Source organism: Thalassovita sp. ABM4_323 (assembly GCF_056158665.1).
This window is the reverse complement of record NZ_JBSWTS010000007.1, coordinates 2,263,322-2,283,312: the sequence shown is the minus strand read 5'-3', so window position 1 is coordinate 2,283,312 and position 19,991 is coordinate 2,263,322. Positions and strand designations below refer to the sequence as shown.

Annotated in this window: 19 protein-coding genes; 14 read left to right on the top strand and 5 right to left on the bottom strand. The window is 62.2% G+C overall.

Translation table 11 applies throughout. The features are described 5' to 3' along the window. Window positions 1–20: 20 nt before the first annotated feature. The 5 genes from ACXADQ_RS13705 to ACXADQ_RS13685 all read right to left on the bottom strand — a co-directional run bounded on the left by ACXADQ_RS13705 (window position 21) and on the right by ACXADQ_RS13685 (window position 4,840). The gene (locus tag ACXADQ_RS13705) at window positions 21–506 is read right to left on the bottom strand and encodes a (2Fe-2S)-binding protein (protein WP_475321539.1); all 486 of its coding nucleotides are present in this window, start codon (window positions 504–506) and stop codon (window positions 21–23) included. 92 nt (window positions 507–598) lie between these two features. Continuing rightward, a complete protein-coding gene (locus ACXADQ_RS13700) occupies window positions 599–1,591 on the bottom strand; it encodes a molybdopterin-binding protein (RefSeq protein WP_475321535.1) in 993 nt (330 codons plus the stop codon). After that, complete coding sequence (locus ACXADQ_RS13695; RefSeq protein ID WP_475321530.1) at window positions 1,588–2,553, bottom strand: XdhC family protein; 966 nt, start codon at window positions 2,551–2,553, stop codon at window positions 1,588–1,590. The genes ACXADQ_RS13700 and ACXADQ_RS13695 overlap by 4 nt, the downstream gene beginning before the upstream one ends. Before the next feature lie 46 nt (window positions 2,554–2,599). Beyond that, window positions 2,600–3,859: a vWA domain-containing protein gene (locus tag ACXADQ_RS13690; RefSeq protein ID WP_475321526.1), complete on the bottom strand. Its 1,260-nt coding sequence runs from the start codon at window positions 3,857–3,859 to the stop codon at window positions 2,600–2,602. Between the two features lie 72 nt (window positions 3,860–3,931). Further along, window positions 3,932–4,840, bottom strand: a complete 909-nt coding sequence (locus ACXADQ_RS13685; RefSeq protein WP_475321524.1) for an AAA family ATPase — start codon at window positions 4,838–4,840, stop codon at window positions 3,932–3,934. A 206-nt stretch (window positions 4,841–5,046) separates the two neighbouring features. Here ACXADQ_RS13685 and ACXADQ_RS13680 point away from each other — a divergent pair, with 206 nt between their 5' ends. The 14 genes from ACXADQ_RS13680 (at window position 5,047) to ACXADQ_RS13615 (ending at window position 19,958) form a co-directional block, all read left to right on the top strand. Next, complete coding sequence (locus tag ACXADQ_RS13680) at window positions 5,047–6,078, top strand: glycosyltransferase family 2 protein (protein ID WP_475326082.1); 1,032 nt, start codon at window positions 5,047–5,049, stop codon at window positions 6,076–6,078. Continuing rightward, window positions 6,075–6,722: a sulfotransferase family protein gene (locus ACXADQ_RS13675; protein ID WP_475321522.1), complete on the top strand. Its 648-nt coding sequence runs from the start codon at window positions 6,075–6,077 to the stop codon at window positions 6,720–6,722. Before ACXADQ_RS13680 ends, ACXADQ_RS13675 begins: the two co-directional genes overlap by 4 nt. Then, window positions 6,722–9,061 (top strand): glycosyltransferase family 2 protein, encoded by a 2,340-nt coding sequence (locus tag ACXADQ_RS13670; protein WP_475321520.1) that lies wholly within the window; start codon window positions 6,722–6,724, stop codon window positions 9,059–9,061. Before ACXADQ_RS13675 ends, ACXADQ_RS13670 begins: the two co-directional genes overlap by 1 nt. Next, the gene (locus ACXADQ_RS13665; RefSeq protein ID WP_475321518.1) at window positions 9,062–10,132 is read left to right on the top strand and encodes a glycosyltransferase family 2 protein; all 1,071 of its coding nucleotides are present in this window, start codon (window positions 9,062–9,064) and stop codon (window positions 10,130–10,132) included. 88 nt (window positions 10,133–10,220) lie between these two features. Next, window positions 10,221–11,177, top strand: a complete 957-nt coding sequence (locus tag ACXADQ_RS13660) for a phosphoadenosine phosphosulfate reductase (RefSeq protein WP_475321516.1) — start codon at window positions 10,221–10,223, stop codon at window positions 11,175–11,177. A gap of 60 nt (window positions 11,178–11,237) precedes the next feature. Beyond that, window positions 11,238–12,278, top strand: a complete 1,041-nt coding sequence (pyrC, locus tag ACXADQ_RS13655) for a dihydroorotase (RefSeq protein WP_475321511.1) — start codon at window positions 11,238–11,240, stop codon at window positions 12,276–12,278. Between the two features lie 85 nt (window positions 12,279–12,363). Beyond that, complete coding sequence (locus ACXADQ_RS13650) at window positions 12,364–13,044, top strand: orotate phosphoribosyltransferase (protein ID WP_475321507.1); 681 nt, start codon at window positions 12,364–12,366, stop codon at window positions 13,042–13,044. A gap of 158 nt (window positions 13,045–13,202) precedes the next feature. Continuing rightward, the gene (locus ACXADQ_RS13645; RefSeq protein ID WP_475321503.1) at window positions 13,203–14,702 is read left to right on the top strand and encodes a replicative DNA helicase; all 1,500 of its coding nucleotides are present in this window, start codon (window positions 13,203–13,205) and stop codon (window positions 14,700–14,702) included. A gap of 161 nt (window positions 14,703–14,863) precedes the next feature. Continuing rightward, window positions 14,864–15,907 (top strand): alanine racemase, encoded by a 1,044-nt coding sequence (gene alr, locus ACXADQ_RS13640; RefSeq protein ID WP_475321499.1) that lies wholly within the window; start codon window positions 14,864–14,866, stop codon window positions 15,905–15,907. Beyond that, window positions 15,904–16,686 (top strand): MlaE family ABC transporter permease, encoded by a 783-nt coding sequence (locus ACXADQ_RS13635; protein ID WP_475321495.1) that lies wholly within the window; start codon window positions 15,904–15,906, stop codon window positions 16,684–16,686. Before alr ends, ACXADQ_RS13635 begins: the two co-directional genes overlap by 4 nt. Next, window positions 16,683–17,429 (top strand): ABC transporter ATP-binding protein, encoded by a 747-nt coding sequence (locus ACXADQ_RS13630; RefSeq protein ID WP_475321492.1) that lies wholly within the window; start codon window positions 16,683–16,685, stop codon window positions 17,427–17,429. The genes ACXADQ_RS13635 and ACXADQ_RS13630 overlap by 4 nt, the downstream gene beginning before the upstream one ends. A gap of 124 nt (window positions 17,430–17,553) precedes the next feature. Further along, a complete protein-coding gene (locus ACXADQ_RS13625) occupies window positions 17,554–17,982 on the top strand; it encodes a paraquat-inducible protein A (RefSeq protein ID WP_475321489.1) in 429 nt (142 codons plus the stop codon). Window positions 17,983–18,014: 32 nt separating this feature from the next. Further along, window positions 18,015–19,379 (top strand): DNA repair protein RadA, encoded by a 1,365-nt coding sequence (gene radA, locus ACXADQ_RS13620; RefSeq protein WP_475321487.1) that lies wholly within the window; start codon window positions 18,015–18,017, stop codon window positions 19,377–19,379. A gap of 24 nt (window positions 19,380–19,403) precedes the next feature. Then, complete coding sequence (locus ACXADQ_RS13615) at window positions 19,404–19,958, top strand: CvpA family protein (protein ID WP_475321483.1); 555 nt, start codon at window positions 19,404–19,406, stop codon at window positions 19,956–19,958. The last annotated feature ends 33 nt before the right edge of the window (window positions 19,959–19,991 follow it).

Sequence of the window (19,991 nt, the reverse complement as noted above, 5' to 3'; positions counted from 1 at the left end):
CCTCCCTAGAATTCTGTGCGTTATTCAGCCGCCACGGCGCCCACGTCCTGACCGGACGCCGCCATGATCGCCTTGACGATGTTGTGATACCCGGTGCAGCGGCAGATATTGCCCTCCAGGTAGTCGCGGATCTCGGCCTCGCTCGGCTGCGGGTTCGCCTTCAAAAGCGCCGCCGCAGACATCACCATGCCCGGCGTGCAGAACCCACATTGCAGCCCGTGATGATCCTGAAAGGCCTGCTGAATTGCGTTCAGTGTCCCGTCCGGCGCCGCCTGACCCTCGATCGTCTGCACATCCGAGCCATCCGCCTCGGCCGCCAACATCGTGCAGGACTTCACCGCAACGCCATCCACATGCACAACACAGGCCCCGCACTGAGACGTGTCACACCCAACATGCGTCCCCGTCAGCCCCAAACCCTCGCGCAAAAAATCAACCAACAACGTACGACCCTCAACATTCCCTGTCTTAGACACGCCGTTCACTGTCATCGAGACATCAACCATTTCATCCTCCCTGGAAAATAATTCCGCTCTGTAAATTAAGTTAAACATGCCCCCTCTGAATTGAGAAAGAGAAATTTGGAACAACCGTAGTTTTACTGTTTGCGCCCGGCGCGCGGCATGGGGCGGGTCGGGATTTCCTTGAGCAATCCGCCCACCCCCATCCGGGCGATATCGTCATGGGTCACCTCCAGCCCGCAAGCGATGCGCGACAACACCCAATCGGCGCCGTTCAGCGCCGGCGAGCGGGCACACCCCGGCAGGCCAATCACCGGACGCTCCCCCAGCGCACCAACGAACAGCAGATTGCCCGGATCCACCGGCATGCCAAAGCGATCCACCTGCCCTCCTGCCAGCCGCACGGATTGCGGGGCCACGTCCATCGGGTCCGAGGTGGCCGAGCCCGTCAGGATCAGCGCCAGATCCGTGCGGATATCGGACAAGGCCTGTATCAGCGGGGCTTGCGCATGTGGCACCGCTATGACCTCTTTCAATGTCATTCCCAGTGTTTCCAGTCGGTTACGGATCGCCTGAACGCCCTTTTCACCGGCGCCTCCGGGGATTTCGGTCACGATCAGGGTGGCCGTGCGCAGCGCGACAGGCGCAAAAGAAATCGCATCGCGCGCCAATTCACAAGCCGTTTTGATGTCCTGCGCGGGCACCCCATACGAGATGATCTTGACCGTCGCGACCATACCGCGCGGCCCCATCTGCTGATGATTTGGGACCGTGGCCACCGTGATCATTGGATGCACCGCATTGGCGGCGTGCAGTCGGGCTTCGTCCAGAATGGCCACCCCCGGCGCCGGGGCAAGAACGTTCACGCGCCCGGTAAAGGCCTCGGTCAGGTTCAGCGGGCTGTCGGGCGGCACCAGCGCCTTGGCGAATTCTGCAGCGGCGGTGTCCTCGTGCAGGTCGGTGTCGTCCAGTTGGGCGACGATCACGCTGTCCAGCCCGGCCGCGATCATCCGGGCCACGTGATCCGATGTCAGGATCGCACCTTTGCGCAGTTTCTGGCCTTGCAGCTCCAGCGAATGCGCCAGGATCGCGCCAATCGCCTGCGCCGGGGGGACGGGGCCGAACCTCATCCTTGCCTCAGGACCTGAGTGGCCTGCGCCAGAATAGCCACGGCGATTTCCGCCGGGCTGGCCGCACCGATATTCAACCCGACGGGGCCATGGATACGGGCGATCTGAGCCTCAGCAAAGCCCTTTTCCATCAGGCGATCCACCCGTTTCGCATGGGTCCGGGTCGAGCCCAGCGCCCCGATATAGAACACCTCGGCGCCCAGCGCTTGCTCCAGCGCCGGATCATCCAGCTTGGGGTCATGTGTCAGCAGGACCAGCGCGGTGCGGGTATCCAGCCCCAGTGATTTCACCGCGTCATCGGGCCAATCATTCAGGATGGTTTCCCCCGGAAAACGCGCCTGGGACCCGAAACTGTCGCGCGGATCAATGATCACCGGGTCATAGCCCGCCAGTCGCGCCATCGGCACCAGGGCCTGCGCGATATGCACGGCCCCCACAACGATCATCCGCAGCGGAGGGTTGTGGATCGAGACAAAGAACCGCCCATCCTCTTCAAAGCCCGAGCGATCCATGCGGAAACGATCTTCGTGGCCGTTATGGGTCAGCCAGCGATCGCCATCCACCAGATCCGCGACCACCGCCACAGGTTCGCGTGCGGCGCGGGCTGCCACAAGCTGTTCCAACAGGTCCAGCGGCAGTACCTCGCCCACGGGTTCGACCAGCACACGGATGGTGCCGCCACAGGCCAGACCAACGGCAAAGGCATCCCCATCACTGACACCGAATTCCAGAACGCGGGCCTTGCCGTCTTCCAGCGCGTCCATGGCCTCGACCACCACCGCGCCTTCAACACATCCGCCCGAAACCGAGCCCTGAATCTCGCCCTCTCCAGACACGGCCAGTTGGCTGCCCACACGACGCGGGGCGCTGCCCCAGGTTTCCACGACGGTCGCCAGCACCGCGCCCTTGCCTTCGGTATGCCAGGCCAAAGCGGTTTCGGGAATGTTGTCAAACCTGTCCATGATGCGCCCTCCGTCTGTCATCAGCTAAGCCTCTGATCTGTCATGTCTAGCCATCTCTTAACATTTGCATCAAGCGGTCTTTCTCGCCCCCGTCATCCGGGCGCGAGATCGCGGCGGCCAGTTGTTCCAGCGTAGCAATCGAATGCCCCGCACGAAAGGCGTCCACATGGGGCAACATCGCCTTGATGCCCGAGGCTTTGGGCGCGAACCCGTCCCAGCGCAGCAGCGGGTTCAGCCAGATCAAACGGCGCGCGGACAAATGCAGGCGTTCGATTTCCTTGCCCAGCGCATCAGCATCCCCCCGATCCAGCCCATCAGTGATCACCAGCACCACAGCGCCCTGCCCCATCACCCGGCGCGACCAGTCGCGGTTGAAGGCGTGCAGACATTCGCCGATCCGGGTGCCGCCCTCCCAGTCCTGCGCCTCGGCGCCAGCTGATTTCAGCGCCTGATCCACGTCACGCGTGGCCAGATGGCGGGTGATATTGGTCAGCCGGGTGCCAAAGGTAAAGGCATGGACTTTGGCCCAGCCCGCACCCTTCTCATTGGCGACAGCATGCAGGAAATGCAGCACCATACGGCTGTATTGGCTCATCGAGCCCGAGATATCGCACAGCACCACCAGATTGGGCCAGCGCGGCTTGGGCGATTTCAGCGCGATCTTGTGCAGCTCGCCCCCCCGGCGCATCGAGCCCCGCAGGGTGCGTCGCCAATCAATACTGTTCCCCCGCAGGCTGGGTTGCGCCCGGCGCGAGGCAATGGGTCTGACCGGCAGTTTCAGACGGGCCAGCATCCGGCGGGCCTGTGCGGCCTCTTCGGCGCTCATCTGTTCGAAATCCAGCGTTTTCAGACGTTCCTCGGTGGACATGGTCTGCGAGGCATCGACCTCGATCTTGGTTTCGTCCTCGGGGGCGTCGGGTTCGGGAATGTCGGGCAATTGCCCGTCCAGCAGGGCCTGGGCCGCACGTTTTTCGGCCGATTGGGCGGGCTTTTCTTCCTGCACGCCGCGGATGGCGGGCAGCATCATCGCCATCATATGCTCCATATAGCGCGGATCGCGCCAATAGAGCCGGAAGATCTGACTGAAGATCAAGCGGTGTTCGGGGCGGTTCACGAAACAGGCGTGAAGGGTCCAATAGAAATCACGCTTGTCGGTGAACCCTGCGGCCTGCACGGCGCGGATCGCATCAATCACCCGGCCCGGCCCGATGGGCAGCCCCGCCTTGCGCAAGGCGCGGGCGAAATAGGTGATGTTATGGGTGAGCTTGGGATCGTCCGGCAGGTCCAGATCAGGAAGTGTGGCCATGCCTTCACCCGATCAGGTGGGGGGCTGTCTGCCCCCCACACCCCCCGAGGGTATTTGCCCCAAGAAAAAGCATCAGGCCGGGGCCAGGGCGGCTTGGGAGTTGTCGAGGATGCGTTTGGCCTCGGACCCTTGCAGGCGTTGGATATCGTCCTGGTATTTCAGGATGGCGCCGATGGTGTCTGATATGACCTCGGGCGACAGCGACAGGACATCCAGCGCCAGCAGGCATTTGGCCCAGTCGATGGTTTCGGCCACGCCCGGTTTTTTGAACAGATCCTCGGTGCGCAGGCGTTGGACAAAGGCGACGACCTCGCGCGAGAGCGCCTCGGCGGCTTCGGGGGCGCGGGCTTGCAGGATGTCGACCTCGCGGTCGAAATCGGGGTAGTCGACCCAGTGATAAAGGCAGCGACGTTTGAGGGCGTCGTGCACCTCGCGTGTGCGGTTCGAGGTGAGGATGACGATGGGGGGTTCGGGGGCCTGAACAGTGCCCAGCTCGGGGATGGTGACCTGGAAATCGGACAGGGCTTCGAGCAGGAAAGCCTCGAACGGTTCATCGGTGCGGTCCAGCTCGTCGATCAGCAGCACGGGCGCGCCACCGGGTTGGGGGCGCATGGCTTGCAACAGCGGGCGTTCGATCAGGTAGTCCTGGGTGAAGAGCTCGGTCTGCAAGGCGTCACGGTCAGCCCCGCCCCCGGCCTCGGCCGTGCGGATGGCGATCATTTGGGCGGCGAAGTTCCATTCATAGACAGCGCTTGAGGCATCCAGTCCTTCGTAACACTGCAACCGGATCAGGCGACGCCCCAAGGCGGCGGCGATGGCTTTGGCGATCTCGGTCTTGCCGACGCCGGCCTCGCCCTCCAGAAACAGGGGGCGCCCCAGTTTCAGCGACAGAAAGGCCACCGTGGCCAGTGCGCGCCCGCAGACGTAATCCTGCCCGGCCAGCGCTGATTGCACGTCGTCGATGGAATTGATTTCAGTCATCCTCGTCCTCCCTCTGGGCATGAGAGAGCCCCGCGCGCGGTGCGTCAAGTGGCACCAAGGTGCAAGACGCTGCGTGACGTTGACGCCCCGGCCCAAGGCTGTCATGATTCCGGTAACGATTTCTGGAGTAGAACGGGATCACCCGCGGCCAGAGAATGGGCAGTGTCATGAGTGAAAAAGACCCAATGGATCAGGGCGGACCGCAAATGCGCATCACCGCCGTGACCTGTGTAAAGAACGAGGGGCCGTTCCTGTTGGAATGGATCGCCTTTCATCGTGTCGTGGGTGTGCGCGATTTCCTGTTTTATTCAAACGATTGCAGTGATGGGACGGATCGGTTGCTGGAAGGCCTGTCCGATCAGGGGATTGTCACGCATCTGCCCAACCCCGCGCAGGGGCGCAACTACCAGATGGAGGCTTTGCGCCACGCGGCCAAGCAGGACATCGTGACCGGCGCTGATTGGGTTTGGGTGGCGGATGTCGACGAGTTTCCAAATATCCATGTTGGCGATCATACGCTGCCGGCGCTGATCAAGGCCTGTGGTGCCCCCCAGGCGATCTCTTTAACGTTTCAGTTTTTTGCCAATGCGGGGGTTCAGAAATTCAAAGACCTCCCCGTGATCGAACAGTTCACCCGCACCCATAATCCTGACATCTGGTGCGGAGAGTTGGCGATCGAGGTGAAGACCCTCATGCGCCATGACTTTCCGCTGAAATATTTCGGGGCCCATCGGCCGTTCTTTCGTGAAAAGCTGCCCGCGCGCAAACATCCCCGTTGGACGGACGGGTCCGGGCGCGATGTCACACATAAGTTCCTGGTGGCGGCCAATCCGCGCCGCATACGGAAATTCCCGGCCGATGGCGCGCGCAATTTCGCCACGCTGCATCACTATGCCCTGCGCTCGTTGGACAGCTATCTGGTGAAGAACGATCGCGGCGACGTGAACCGTGAAAACCGGGCGTTTGACGACAGCTATTGGCGCGAACGCAATGACGACGCGCAAGAAGACAAGAGCATCCACCGTTACCTGCCTGCCTTGCGCGCTGAAATGGATCGGCTGAAGGCCCTGCCCGGCATCGCCGATCTGCATGACGATTGCGTACGTTTGCACCGTGAAAAATGCGCCGAGTTGTTAGCGCAGCGTCCCTATATCAGGTTGCGTCGCCATTTGCGCAAGGTCCCGAAAATCTCGGACGCGGAACAAAAGCTGCGCGATCTGTTGGGATTGGACGCATGAGCCCGCGTCCGCGCATCATCAATCTGGGTCTGCCCAAATCGGGCACCACGACGCTGGCTCATGCGCTGCGGATCGCCGGGTTGCGCATCGCGGATTATCGCATTCGCAAACGTCAGACCCCGGATCGCACCCTGCATAACGCCTTTGTGGGCGAGATGATGTATCAGGGCTATTTTACCACGGGCGATCCCCTGCATGGGCTGGACCTGTTCGATGGGTTTTCCGAAATCAGTACCCTGCGCGAGGGCGTGTCCTATTGGCCGCAAATGGATTTCGGCCTGATCGAGGCCATCCGCACCCATCACCCCGGTGCGCGCTTCCTCGCCACCTGGCGCCCGCCCGAGGCTCTGTCGAACTCGATGTTGCGCTGGTCCAATCTGGGATCCGAGCGCCTGCCCGAAGGCCATGTCCCCGGATTGCCTGCGGGCTTTGGCAATAAGCCCGAACACCGCGTGCAATGGATCTGTGCGCATTATGCCCATCTGGAGCGTCTGTTCACGAATGACCCTGCCTTTTTGATGCTGGATGTGGGCGCGCGTGGTGCTGCGGATACGCTTGGCGCCTTTGTAGGCCGCGACATCCCCTGGTGGGGCAAAGCCAATCGCAATCCATCCAAACCCTCTCGGGAATCGGAGGTCAGCTGATGCGGATCTACCTGCATATCGGCCTGGAACAGGTGGGCGCGGCCCGTCTGCAAAACGTGCTGAACGACAAACGCGAACAGCTGCTGAACAAGGGCGTTCTGTATTCGCGCGCTTTGGGCAGCAAAAACCACACGCGGCTGTATATGGCCGTCACCGACCCCGATCACGTGGACCCCCTGCGTCTGAGTCGCGGTTATAGCAGCGCCAGCGATCAGGCCGCCCTGCGCAACGAGGTCGCCAAACAGCTGCACCAAGAGGTCGAAACCCACGCGCCGGACACGCTGATCCTGTCGGCCAGCCAGCTGGGCACCTCGTTGGCGCGCCGATCCGAAATCCAGCGGCTACACGATCTGCTGGTGCCGCTGTCCGACGACATCCGGATCGTGGCGCATGTTGATGAACAGGCGCGGGTGCTTGGCCGTCACTATGCGCATCAGGTCATGTCTGGGCGCGCCCAGTCCCTGGCGCTTGAACAGGATATGGCCGGGACCCCCGATTGGTGGGATGACGCGTTGCTGGACGGGCACGAAATTCAGCCTGCGCTGGGACAATTCCAGGAAATCCAGTGCCCCGCCTTCTGGCTGGACTACACACGCCTGGTGCAGGAATGGGAGGCGGTTTTCGGAACGGGCCGCGTGTCTTTGCGCCCCTATGACAAGGATTTGTTCTATTCCGAGGCAGCCACGGACGAGCTGCGCGCAGCCTTTGACATCAAGGGGCAAATCGGCAAGGCCGCGGCTGCGACCCCCAGCCGACAGCCCTCGGCGGCGCATCTCACCCGGGCGCGACAGTTGAACGATCTGCTGATGATCCTGCTGAAACGCACCGACAAAGTGATCCCTCGCAAATTGTGGAACACCCTGACCAAAGAGGTCGGCATCGCCGGCGATCCGATTGATCCGGTTTCGCTGCGCGCCATTTCCGACGGCTTTGCCAGCACGAATGCAGCGCTGACACAGGCACATCCCGCGCTGGGTGAAGTCCTGTCGCCCAGCCAGGGCGACGCCCCGGACTGGACCGAGGCCGAGCCGCAAAATGGGTATCGGGCCTCGCAATATCTGCTGGCCTTCATGGGGCGGATCGACCGGGCCACGCGGCAGGAAAAACGCGCACAAACGCCCCCCAAACCGGCGGCAAATGGCTCGGATGTGATTGGCGCCAATCTGGCCCCGGAAATTCAGGCGATCATGCCCCCGCTGGCGCAGCAGAACCTGATCAAGCTGCAAAATTCGTCGTTCAAGCCGCACAACCGGATCGGCACAATGCGCGAGGACCAGCTGGGCGCGCCCTATCCTGCGCGCCTGCCCCGCACCAACGGGCCCAGAACGGCGATCGTGGGCTGCATGAAAAACGAAGCGCCCTATATTTTGGAATGGGTGGCCTATCACCGCGCCATCGGGGTGGATGATTTCCTGATCTACACCAATGATTGCAGCGACGGCACCGATGAAATCCTGCAACGTTTGCAAGATCTTGGCATCCTTCAACATCGCAACAATGACAATTGGTCGGGCAATTCGCCTCAGCAATACGCGCTGGACGCGGCGCGCGACGAACCGGTACTGAAGAACGCCGATTGGATCGCGCATATCGACGTGGACGAGTTCATGAACATTCGCTGCGGCAATGGCACGCTCGAGGATTTCTATGCTATGGTGCCGGATGCCTCGAATATTGCGATGACCTGGCGCCTGTTCGGTCACAGCGGCGTGGACAAGCTGGCGGACAAGCTGGTGATTGAACAATTTGACCGCTGCGCCCCGAAATACTGCCCCAAACCGCACACCGTTTGGGGGTTCAAGACGCTTTTCCGCAATATCGGCGCCTACGAGAAATACAGCTGCCACCGGCCCAACAAACTGGCCGAGGACAAGGCCGCGCGCGTGAAATGGGTCAATGGCTCGGGCCAGGACATGACCTCGGACGCGCTGAAGAACGGCTGGCGCAGCTCGCGCAAGAATATCGGCTATGACCTGATCCAGTTGAACCATTATGCGCTGCGCTCGGCCGAAAGCTTTCTGGTGAAACGTCAACGCGGGCGGGCGCTGCATGTGGATCGCTCGATCGGGCTGAACTACTGGATTCGGATGGATTGGAACGATCACCAGGACCTGACGATCCAACGCAATATCCCGCGTGTGAGGGCCGAGCTTGACCGGCTGCTACAGGATAAGACCCTGCGCGCGCTGCATCAAAGCGGTCTGGAGTGGCACCGCGCCAAGGCTGACGAATTGCACGGCATGCCCGAGTTCCAAGAGCTCTATGCCCAAGCGCTGTCGATCAAGCTCAGCAGCCCCGAACGCGTCGCTTGGGCCCTGGCCCTGGATATGGAGAGCTGAATGGCGGATCGCTTTCTGGCCATCCTGTGCGTGCGCAACGAGGGCAGCTTTCTGCTGGAATGGCTGGCCCATCACCGCGCGTGTGGCTTCACCGATTTCCTGGTGTTTTCAAACGATTGCCAGGACGGGACCGACGCGATGCTGGACCGCTTGCAGGATTTGGGCCAGCTAACCCATATCCGCAACGAGGGCCCCTATGACAAACAGAGCATCCAATTCACGGCGCTGAACCTGGCCGCGCAAATGGACATCGTGCAGCAAGCCGACTGGATCTTGCCGCTGGACGTAGACGAGTTCGTGAATATCCACGCGGGGGATCGTTCGGTGCAGGGGCTGGTGGCCGCATTGCCCCAGGCAACGGCCATCACGCTGACCTGGCGGCTGTTTGGCAATGCGGGGGTGGTGCGCTTCACCGACCGGCCGGTGACCGATCAGTTTCAACGCGCCGCGCCCGAGGTGCTGCATTGGCCCTGGCGCGCGGTGATGTTCAAGACGCTCTATCGCAATGACGGCACATATGCGCGCCCCGGCGTCCACCGCCCCGCCGATCCCGACCCTGACCGATTGACCCAGGCGCGATGGTTTGATGCCGAGGGGCGCGAGCTGGGCGCGGCCTTCAAAACCACCCGGATTTTTTCAGATTATCGCCAGCCGAACTATGCCTTTGCGCAGTTGAACCATTATCCGCTGGGCGCGATGGAATCCTATCTTGTGAAATGCGATCGGGGCCGCGCGGTGCATGCGGCGGACAGGCTGGGCATGGATTACTGGACCGAGCGCAATTACAGCACCGACGAGGATACCAGCATTGCCGCCATGGCCCCCAAGCGCGACGCGGAATTGGCCAAGCTGACAGCCGATGCGCAGCTGGCGAACCTGCACCAGGATGCGGTGGCTTGGCGTCACGCAAAAATCTCGGCGCTGTTGGAACAAGAGCCCTATCGCGCCCTGATGAGCCGTCTTATGGCCACCCCGCCCGCGCGCCCAATTCCGGCCGACGCCGCGCGCTATCTGACCCATCACGCGACCCGCGCGCACAACGCAAAAGCATCCCCCCGCAGAAAGCCCTAGGATTTTCCGCATTTTCGCCCCATTGGACACCTAGGTCTGAAATCCTAGAGTATAGTCTGCAAGGCGCAGGCGGCGAAGGATGTGCGGTATGACAACGGATCTGTTGAAATTGCTGGAAACCCCCTTGAACGGGCTGAAACGGCCTGCGTGGCTGGGGAAACTGCAGGAAATCTCGGAAGATACAGGATTTTTCGAGCCCCTGGGCCCACGCCATTTCGCCAGTTTCGTGGACCTGAGTGAAACTTTGATCGTGACCTTCGAATTGCTCCAGGGGATTCAGGCGCTATCTGAAACCGCCCAACCCATGGGCTGGGAGGTCGCGCGCGAACACGGCTGGTCGCATCTGGCGCTGATTTCCGACGGGGACACCTGGTTTCGCGACCCGGCGGTCTATGGTCTGTTCGATCAGCTGATTGACGACGGGTTTTTCGAAGAATTCGACCAGGTCGTGTTCTATGGCGCCGGTCCCTGTGGCTATGCCGCCAGCGTGTTTTCTGTCGCATCCCCCGGCGCCACGGTTCTGGCGGTGCAACCCCAGGCCACGCTGGACCCGCGCGTGACCGAGTGGGACGACCGTTTCCTGGAAATGCGCCGCACCTCGTTCACGGACCGGTTTGGATATGGCCCCGACATGATCGAGGCCGCCGCCCAAGCCTTTGTTTTTTATGATCCGCACGAGGATCTGGATGCCATGCACGCGGCGCTGTTCACGCGCCCCAATGTGACCAAGCTGCGCATGCCCAACATGGGCGATGCGCTTCAAACCGAACTGTTGACGATGGACCTGCTCTTCACCGTCCTCAGCCAGGCCGGGCACGGGACATTTTCGGCGGCTGCCTTTGCCAAAATGTACCGCGCCCGGCGCAATAACGCGTCCTATCTGCGCAGCCTGCTGGCGCGCCTGGACGTGCAGGACCGCCCCTATCTGGCCGCTACCCTGTGCCGCAACGTCGTCGGCCGCATGCACGCACCCCGCATTCGCCGCCGCCTGGACGCGCTGGAAAAGGCCGCTGCCGAGGGCAAGATCCAGATTCCCGCCGCCTAAGGCAAATTTCCGCCCACCGGGTACTGGTCCGCACGCCCGGATCGGTGTAATCGCGGGTGTATGAACAGCTCGATCACCATCACTCGCCCCGATGACTGGCACCTGCACCTGCGCGATGGCGCGATGCTGCAGGCCGTCCTGCCCGAAACCGCCCGCCATTTTGGCCGCGCCATCATTATGCCGAACCTGGTCCCCCCGGTGGTCACCAGCGCTGACGCCGCCGCCTATCGCGACCGGATCATGGCCGCCCTGCCCGGGGACATGAGCTTCGAGCCCCTGATGACCCTGTACCTGACCGAGGACACCGACCCCGCCGACGTCGCCCACGCCTTTGAAACTGGGCTGTGTTCATCGGTGAAACTCTACCCCGCGGGGGCCACCACCAACTCGGCCTCGGGCGTGCGCAACTTCGACAAAGTCCGCCCCGTATTGGAAAAAATGGCTGAAATCGGCATGCCCCTGTGTGTCCATGGCGAGGTCACCGACAACGACATCGACATTTTCGACCGCGAGGCCGTCTTTATTGACCGCGTCCTGGACCCGATCCGCCGCGCCACCCCCGGCCTGCGCGTCGTGATGGAACATATCACCACCCGTGACGGCGTGGACTATGTCAAATCCAACGACACCGATCTGGGCGCCACGATCACCACGCACCACCTGATCATCAACCGCAACCACATCCTGGTGGGCGGGATCAAACCGCATTACTACTGCCTGCCCGTCGCCAAACGCGAAGAGCACCGCCTGGCCCTGCGCGCCGCCGCCACCAGCGGCGACAAACGCTTCTTCCTGGGCACCGACAGCGCCCCGCATGTGGACGCGGCCAAGGAAACCGGCTGCGGCTGCGCAGGCTGCTTCACCGCGACCAACACCATGGCCCTTCTGGCCCATGTGTTTGAGGAAGAAAACGCGCTGAACACCCTCGAAGCCTTCACTTCACTGAACGGCCCAGCCTTCTACCGCAAGCCCGTCAACACCGGCACGATCACCCTCACCAAAGGCGACGCCGCCCAGTGGCCCGACAAAATCCACTCCGATGCTGGCCCCGTCACGGTCTTTGACCCTGGCTTCCCCGTGCATTGGCATGTGACCGCCTAAGCCTTTCTTTGCTCGCCAAATACTCCCGCCGGAGGCGCCCGCCCCAACCGCCCGCGCCCCCGGTCCAGACAAAAGGACACCGCAGATGATCCCCGCTTCCTACCCCACCAAAGAAGAGATCGCCCGCCTGACCGCCCGCATGCTGCTGGAAATCAAGGCCGTGCATTTCAACGCGGACGAGCCCTTTACCCTGGCCTCGGGCCTGCCCAGCCCGACCTATATCGACTGTCGCAAGCTGATCTCTTACCCCCGTATCCGCTCGACCCTGATGGATTTTCTGACCGTCACCGTGATGCGCGAGGCCGGTTTCGAGGCATTCGACAACATTGCCGGCGGTGAAACGGCGGGCATTCCTTTCGCCGCGATGGTCGCCGAGCGCATGGCCCTGCCCATGACCTATGTGCGTAAAAAACCCAAAGGGTATGGCCGCAATGCCCGGATCGAGGGCGCGATGACCGAGGGCGAGCGCGTGCTGCTGGTCGAGGATCTGACCACCGATGGCGGCTCGAAACTCAGCTTCGTGGACGCGATTCGCGAAACCGGGGCGTCCTGTGGGCATACGGCGGTGATCTTCTACTACGGCATCTTCCCCGAGACCGAGAAAACCTTGGGCGATCATGGCGTTAAGCTGCACCACCTGTGTACCTGGTGGGATGTTCTGGCCGAAGCGCGCGAGTCCAAGGCCTTTGACGAGAACACCCTCAAAGAGGTCGAAGCCTTCCTGACCAGCCCCCGCCCCTGGCAAGAAGCGCGCAAAAACGGCTGATTTCAGCCCACAAGCCTCGCATATATTGACGGACAGCGTCACCGCACCGCATGATGTTGTAGGGGATGAGTTGCTCACAACTTATCCCCAGAAACATACAATTTGCCCGCTGGCGGCGGGATTTTGTATGAACTCCTCCCATTGGGAGACAGGGACAAATGAACGAGATTGCCAAGATCGACGGCGCAGGTCAGAACGGCGCCGAACAGGCCGACAGCGCAGATCCAATGCCGCACTCCATCGAAGCTGAGCAACAGCTTCTGGGGGCGATCCTCACGAACAACGATATTTATGACCGCGTCGCGTCGATCATCGGGGCGGGTCATTTTTATGACCCCGTGCATGCCCGCATTTTCGAGGTCGCCGCAGCCCGTATCGCCAAGAACGCCCTGGCCAGCCCGGTGACGTTGAAGGCGTTCCTTGAGGACGACGCAGGCCTGCAGGAACTGGGCGGCCCGGCCTATCTGGCACGTCTGGCGGGGGCGGCAATCTCGGCCTATGCCGCGCGCGACTACGCGCAGATGATCTATGACATGGCGATCCGGCGCGAGCTGATCGGCCTGGGCAACAACATCGCCACCAAGGCGCAGCGCGTGGATGTGGCCTCGGAACCCAAGGAACAGATCGTCGACGCTGAACAGGCGCTGTACAAACTGTCCGAGCAGGGCCAGACCGACAGCGGGTTCGTGTCCTTCCTGAAGGCGGTGACCGAAGCGGTGAATGTCACCAACGAGGCGTATCAGCGTGGCGGAGGCATGGCCGGGATTTCCACCGGGCTGGCCGATCTGGACAAACAGCTGGGCGGTTTGCATCCGTCGGACCTGCTGATCCTTGCCGGGCGTCCCTCGATGGGGAAAACCTCGCTGGCGACCAACATCGCGTTCAACGTGGCCAAGGCCTATAAGCGCGGTCTGAAATCCGACGGGACCGAGGGCGCCGTGGATGGTGGCGTTGTGGGCTTCTTCAGCCTGGAAATGAGCGCCGAGCAGCTGGCCGGCCGTGTGCTGGCCGAAGCCTCCGAGATTTCCTCGCACAAGATCCGTCAAGGGGACATGACCGAGGCCGAGTTCCGACGTTTTGTCGATGCCGCCAAGGAGCTGGAGGCCTGCCCTCTGTTCATCGACGACACCCCGGCCCTGCCGATCAGCCAGCTGGCCGCGCGGGCACGGCGCCTGAAACGGACGCACGGGCTGGATCTGCTTATCATCGACTATTTACAGCTGTGCCGCGGCATGTCGGACAACCGGGTGAACGAGATTGCCGAAATCTCGATGGGGATGAAGGCCATCGCGAAAGAGCTGAACATTCCGGTGATCGCGCTGTCCCAGCTAAGCCGTCAGGTGGAAAGCCGGGACGATAAACGCCCGCAGCTGTCGGACCTGCGGGAAAGTGGCTCGATCGAACAGGATGCCGACGTGGTGATGTTCGTGTTCCGCGAGGAGTATTACAAGGAACGTGAAAAACCTGGCGAGCACGAACTGGAAAAGATGGAAGAGTGGATCGCCGCGATGGAACGCCTGCACGGCAAGGCCGAAGTGATCGTCGGCAAGCAGCGTCACGGCCCCATCGGGACGGTAGACCTGGCCTTCGAGGCACAGTTCACCCGGTTCGGCAATCTGGTCAAACCCTGGCAGCAAGGCGCTGGCGACGAGTATTGAGGTCGCGCGATTTGGGGCTCTGCCCCCGCCTCCCTGCGGGAGCCGCCCCCGGAGTATTGGGGGAGCAAAGAAAGCGGCAAGACCCTGCGCGTTTGGGCGGCTTGGCGGATCTGCGGGGTGTTTGCGCTTGACCATTTTGGGCACTCTGTCAAAACAAGCCCATGACGACGGCAACATTGACAATTGATTTGGCGGCGCTGGTGGCGAACTGGCGTGCTTTGGATGCTTTGACCGGCAGCGGCGTGGAGACTGCTGCGGTGGTCAAGGCCAATGGCTATGGTTTGGGCGCGGGGCGTGTGGCGCGCAGTTTGGCCCATGCGGGTGCGCGGCGGTTTTTCGTGGCGGTGGCTGAAGAGGCCGCTGCGGTGCGCGAGGCCCTGGGGCCGGGACCGGAGATTTGCGTGTTTTCGGGACATATGTCGGGGGATACCGACATGATCCATGATTTGCAGCTGGTGCCGATGCTGAATTCGATCGACCAGATGCTGCGCCATGTCGAGGCCTTGCCGGGGCATCCGTTTGGTGTGCAGCTGGACACGGGCATGAACCGGCTGGGGATGGAGCCTGCGGAATGGGCGGCGTTGCGCGAGATTGCATTGGGGCAGAATATCCAGCTGATCATGTCACATCTGGCCTGTGCGGACGAGCCAGACCATCCGATGAATGCGCTGCAATTGCAGGCCTTTCGCGAGATGACCGAGGGGTGCGATGTGCCGCGCTCTTTGTCCGCGACGGGGGGGATTTTGCTGGGCCCGGACTATCATTTTGATGTCACGCGTCCGGGGATTGGGATGTATGGAGGGCTGCCTTTCGATGCGGCCCGTCCGGTCGCCCATATCAGCCTGCCGGTGATCCAGGTGCGCGATGTCGAGCCCGGTGAAAGCGTTGGCTATGGCAACACCTGGGTGGCCGAGGGGCCGTCAAAGATCGCGACGGTAGCGGCGGGCTATGCTGATGGCATTCACCGCGCTATGGGGCCGAAGACCTCTTTGTATGCGCAGGATATCGCCTGTCCGGTGCGCGGACGGATCTCGATGGATCTGATCGGCGTGGATGTGACCCATCTGCCCGAAGCCCCCAAATCGCTGGAGCTTTTGAACGCGGATCAAACCGTAGATATGCTGGCCGAGAATGCCGGCACGATTGGTTATGAAATCCTGACCTCGTTGGGCGCGCGCTATCGGCGGCGCTATACCAGCGCATGAGTTTGACATCGCCTCTGGCCGCGCTGGGGCATCAGGTGCTTGCGGCGCTTGCGCTGATCGGGCGGGTGACACTGTTCGCGCTGGAAACCGTTTCCCATCTGTTTCGCCCGCCGTTTTATGGGCGCGAATTCCTGACAGCGTTGATCCATATCGGCTGGCTTTCGCTGCCGGTTGTGGCGCTGACCACGCTGTTCACTGGCGGGGCCCTGGCCTTGCAGATCTATGCCGGGGGCAGCCGGTTCAACGCCGAGGCCGTGGTGCCCTCGATCGTGGCCATCGGTATGGTGCGCGAGCTGGGTCCGGTGCTGGCGGGGCTGATGGTGGCCGCGCGGGTTGCGTCCTCGATCGCGGCCGAGATCGGCACCATGAAGGTGACCGAGCAGATCGACGCGCTGGTCACGCTGTCGACCCATCCGATGAAGTACCTGACCCTGCCCCGCGTGCTGGCGGCGACGATTGCCGTGCCCGTGCTGGTGGGCGTGGGCGACGTGATCGGCATCATGGGCGGCTATTTCGTGGGCATCAGCCGGCTGGGCTTTAACGCCTCGGCCTACCTGACCAATACCGTTGATTTCCTTGAAACTTTTGACGTCGTGTCGGGTCTGATCAAGGGCGCGGCCTTTGGGTTCATCGTCGCGTTGATGGGCTGCTATCACGGGATGCATTCGGGCCGGGGCGCCCAGGGCGTGGGCCGGGCGACCAAATCCGCGGTCGTCGCGGCCTCGATCCTGATCCTGGCGGCGAACTACCTGCTGACCGAGGTGTTTTTCTCCGCATGATCGAGCTTGCAAATGTTCATAAGGGATTTGGCGACCACCAGGTGCTGCGCGGGGTCAATCTGACAATCCCCAAGGGCACCTCCATGGTCATCATCGGCGGCTCGGGTACCGGCAAATCCGTGGCGCTGAAATGTGTGCTGGGGCTGATACGACCCGACAGCGGCACGATCACGCTGGACGGTCAGGACGTCACCAAGGGCGACCGCGACGCCTTTCTTGCTCGTTTCGGGATGCTGTTCCAGGGCGGCGCGCTGTTTGACTCACTACCCGTCTGGCAAAACGTCGCCTTCCGCCTGTTGCGCGGCTCGCTCAAACGCCCCAAAGACGAAGCGCGCGAGATCGCCATCGAAAAACTGCGCCGCGTGGGCCTGAAATCCAACGTGGCCGACAAATTTCCGGCCGAGCTGTCGGGCGGCATGCAAAAACGCGTCGGCCTGGCCCGCGCCATCGCCGCCGAGCCCGAGATCATCTTCTTTGACGAGCCCACCACCGGCCTTGATCCCATCATGTCCGGCGTCATCAACGAGCTGATCCGCGAGATCGTCGTTGAAATGGGCGCCACCGCCATGACCATCACCCATGACATGACCAGCGTGCGCGCCATCGCCGACAACGTGGCTATGCTGCATGACGGGGTGATCAAATGGACCGGCCCCGTGGCGCAAATGGATGCCTCGGGCGATCCCTATCTGGACCAATTCATCCACGGCCGCGCCGACGGCCCGATCGAGGCGGTGCGCTAGCGCCTTCTTTGCTCGAAAAATACTCTCCCGCCGAAGGCGTCCGCGCTCTCCACGAACGCCCCCCCCTTGCGCACCCGTTGTGCCGCCCCCAATTTCATACCGCCCCTCAAGGAAACCCCATCGGATGAAATACCTGAACCTGTCCCTGCTGATCCTGTTCCCCATCGCGTGGTTCGCGCCGCTCTTGCGTGCTGGGCTTCTGCCCCTGTTCGGTCTGTCCGAGATCAGCGTCATCTCGGGCCTGCAAAGCCTGTGGGACAGCGATGTGTTTCTGGCGCTGATCGTCACCCTCTTTGCGCTCTTTGCGCCCTACCTGAAAACCATCGGGCTGGCGCTGATCCACTTCGACCTTTTGGACAAACGCACCCTGCCCGCGCTGAACATCCTGGGGAAACTGGCGATGGCGGATATCTTTCTGATCGCGCTCTATATCACCATCGCCAAGGGCATCGGCGTGGGCACGATCGAAACCGCCTGGGGGCTGTATCTGTTCACGGGCTGTATCCTGGCGTCCTTGGGGATTTCCCTGGCTGCGCGCAAGGAACGGGTTTGACCGTCGGCGCGCGCTAGGGCATCACTGCGCTCATGGCCAAGACAAAAACCTATTCCTGCACCGCCTGCGGTGTCACCACCAACAAATGGTCCGGGCGTTGCGATGCCTGCGGCGAGTGGAACACCATCATCGAGGACACGCCCCTGTCGGCGGGCCCGTCCAAGAAATCCTTGGGCAACAAACGCGGGGCCTCGATCCAGCTGACCGATCTGGCGACGCAGGAAACGCCGCCTCCGCGCACGATTTCGGGGCTGGAAGAGCTGGACCGCGTGTTGGGCGGCGGTTTGGTGCCGGCCAGCGCCATTCTGGTGGGGGGTGATCCCGGTATCGGCAAATCCACACTGCTGTTGCAGGCGGCGGCACGTTTTGCCGGGGCCGGGCTAAAGACCATCTATATCTCGGGCGAGGAAGCCAGCGCGCAGGTGCGGATGCGCGCCCAGCGGCTGGGCCTGACCGATGCGCCCGTGCAATTGGGGGCCGAGACCAACCTGCGCGACATCCTGACCACCTTGGATACCGAAAAACCCCAGCTGGCCATCATCGATTCGATTCAGACCATGTGGGCCGACAATGTCGAAAGCGCACCGGGATCGGTCAGCCAGGTGCGCGCCGCCGCGCACGAGCTGACGACCTTTGCCAAACGCAAGGGCATGTCGGTGATCCTGGTCGGCCACGTCACCAAAGAGGGCCAGATCGCTGGCCCGCGCGTGGTGGAACACATGGTCGATACCGTCCTGTATTTCGAGGGCGAACGCGGCCACCAGTTCCGCATCCTGCGCGCGGTGAAAAACCGCTTTGGCCCCGCTGATGAAATCGGCGTGTTCGAAATGACCGGCAGCGGGCTGTCCGAGGTTCTGAACCCTTCGGCGTTGTTCCTGTCCGAACGGGGCGAACCCAGCCCTGGATCGGTGGTCTTCGCGGGGGTCGAGGGCACCCGGCCCGTGTTGGTGGAATTCCAGGCGCTGGTCGCCCCCACCCCGCACAGCCAACCGCGCCGCACGGTCGTGGGCTGGGACGGCTCGCGCCTGGCGATGATCCTTGCCGTGCTTGAGGCGCGCTGCGGCATTCCGTTTGCCGGGCTCGATGTCTATCTGAACGTCGCCGGCGGGCTGAAGGTCAGCGAACCGGCGGCCGATCTGGCCGTGGCGGCCGCGCTGCTATCTGCCCGCGAGGACGCCGCCCTGCCCAAAGATACGGTTTTATTTGGCGAAATCAGCCTGTCTGGCGCCTTGCGCCCGGTCGGTCAGACCGAAAACAGGTTGAAAGAAGCGCAAAAACTTGGTTTCACCACGGCAATCGCTCCGTCCGGAGGCAAAGCGGGCGGCACGGGTGGCATGGCCCTTCGACAGTTCGGGGACCTGACCGCCTTTGTAGGAGACATCTTCGGCGCGGGATAAGCGCCGGTAAACAGGGACGGGTTCATGGACGGGTTCACCATTATCGACGGCGTTGTTGCGGTCGTCATCATCCTTTCGGCGCTGCTGGCCTATTCGCGCGGGGTTGTGCGCGAAGCGCTGGCCATTGCGGGCTGGGTGGCTGCGGCCATTCTGGCCTTTATTTTTGCGCCTCAGGTGCAGCCTTTGGTCAAGGAAATCCCGGTGATCGGTGATTTCATCGCCGACAGCTGTGAACTGAGCGTCATCGCCGCCTTCGCCGCCGTGTTTGCGCTGGCGCTGGTGATTGCATCGCTGTTTACGCCGCTGTTTTCTTCGCTGGTGCAGCGCTCGGCGCTGGGAGGGCTGGATCAGGGCTTTGGGTTCCTGTTCGGTGTGCTGCGCGGCATTCTGTTGGTGGCGATTGCCTTCTTCGTGTACGAGACCGTGATCACCTCGCAACAGATCCCGATGGTGGATGACAGCCGCTCGGCGCGGGTCTTTGCGAAACTGACCGGCAAGATCGAAGATGGCGATCCTGAACAGGCCCTGGGCTGGATCACCGCCCAATACGAGGATCTGGTTGGCTCGTGCGAGAAATGATCCGCGCAAAACCGACACATAAATCCAACACCT

Excerpts from the sequence above, each read along its gene's own strand:
- ACXADQ_RS13705 (WP_475321539.1), bottom strand. The coding sequence starts at position 506 with ATGGTTGATGTCTCGATGACAGTGAACGGCGTGTCTAAGACAGGGAAT.
- ACXADQ_RS13700 (WP_475321535.1), bottom strand. The coding sequence starts at position 1,591 with ATGAGGTTCGGCCCCGTCCCCCCGGCGCAGGCGATTGGCGCGATCCTG.
- ACXADQ_RS13695 (WP_475321530.1), bottom strand. The coding sequence starts at position 2,553 with ATGGACAGGTTTGACAACATTCCCGAAACCGCTTTGGCCTGGCATACC.
- ACXADQ_RS13690 (WP_475321526.1), bottom strand. The coding sequence starts at position 3,859 with ATGGCCACACTTCCTGATCTGGACCTGCCGGACGATCCCAAGCTCACC.
- ACXADQ_RS13685 (WP_475321524.1), bottom strand. The coding sequence starts at position 4,840 with ATGACTGAAATCAATTCCATCGACGACGTGCAATCAGCGCTGGCCGGG.
- ACXADQ_RS13680 (WP_475326082.1), top strand. The coding sequence starts at position 5,047 with ATGCGCATCACCGCCGTGACCTGTGTAAAGAACGAGGGGCCGTTCCTG.
- ACXADQ_RS13675 (WP_475321522.1), top strand. The coding sequence starts at position 6,075 with ATGAGCCCGCGTCCGCGCATCATCAATCTGGGTCTGCCCAAATCGGGC.
- ACXADQ_RS13670 (WP_475321520.1), top strand. The coding sequence starts at position 6,722 with ATGCGGATCTACCTGCATATCGGCCTGGAACAGGTGGGCGCGGCCCGT.
- ACXADQ_RS13665 (WP_475321518.1), top strand. The coding sequence starts at position 9,062 with ATGGCGGATCGCTTTCTGGCCATCCTGTGCGTGCGCAACGAGGGCAGC.
- ACXADQ_RS13660 (WP_475321516.1), top strand. The coding sequence starts at position 10,221 with ATGACAACGGATCTGTTGAAATTGCTGGAAACCCCCTTGAACGGGCTG.
- pyrC (WP_475321511.1), top strand. The coding sequence starts at position 11,238 with ATGAACAGCTCGATCACCATCACTCGCCCCGATGACTGGCACCTGCAC.
- ACXADQ_RS13650 (WP_475321507.1), top strand. The coding sequence starts at position 12,364 with ATGATCCCCGCTTCCTACCCCACCAAAGAAGAGATCGCCCGCCTGACC.
- ACXADQ_RS13645 (WP_475321503.1), top strand. The coding sequence starts at position 13,203 with ATGAACGAGATTGCCAAGATCGACGGCGCAGGTCAGAACGGCGCCGAA.
- alr (WP_475321499.1), top strand. The coding sequence starts at position 14,864 with ATGACGACGGCAACATTGACAATTGATTTGGCGGCGCTGGTGGCGAAC.
- ACXADQ_RS13635 (WP_475321495.1), top strand. The coding sequence starts at position 15,904 with ATGAGTTTGACATCGCCTCTGGCCGCGCTGGGGCATCAGGTGCTTGCG.
- ACXADQ_RS13630 (WP_475321492.1), top strand. The coding sequence starts at position 16,683 with ATGATCGAGCTTGCAAATGTTCATAAGGGATTTGGCGACCACCAGGTG.
- ACXADQ_RS13625 (WP_475321489.1), top strand. The coding sequence starts at position 17,554 with ATGAAATACCTGAACCTGTCCCTGCTGATCCTGTTCCCCATCGCGTGG.
- radA (WP_475321487.1), top strand. The coding sequence starts at position 18,015 with ATGGCCAAGACAAAAACCTATTCCTGCACCGCCTGCGGTGTCACCACC.
- ACXADQ_RS13615 (WP_475321483.1), top strand. The coding sequence starts at position 19,404 with ATGGACGGGTTCACCATTATCGACGGCGTTGTTGCGGTCGTCATCATC.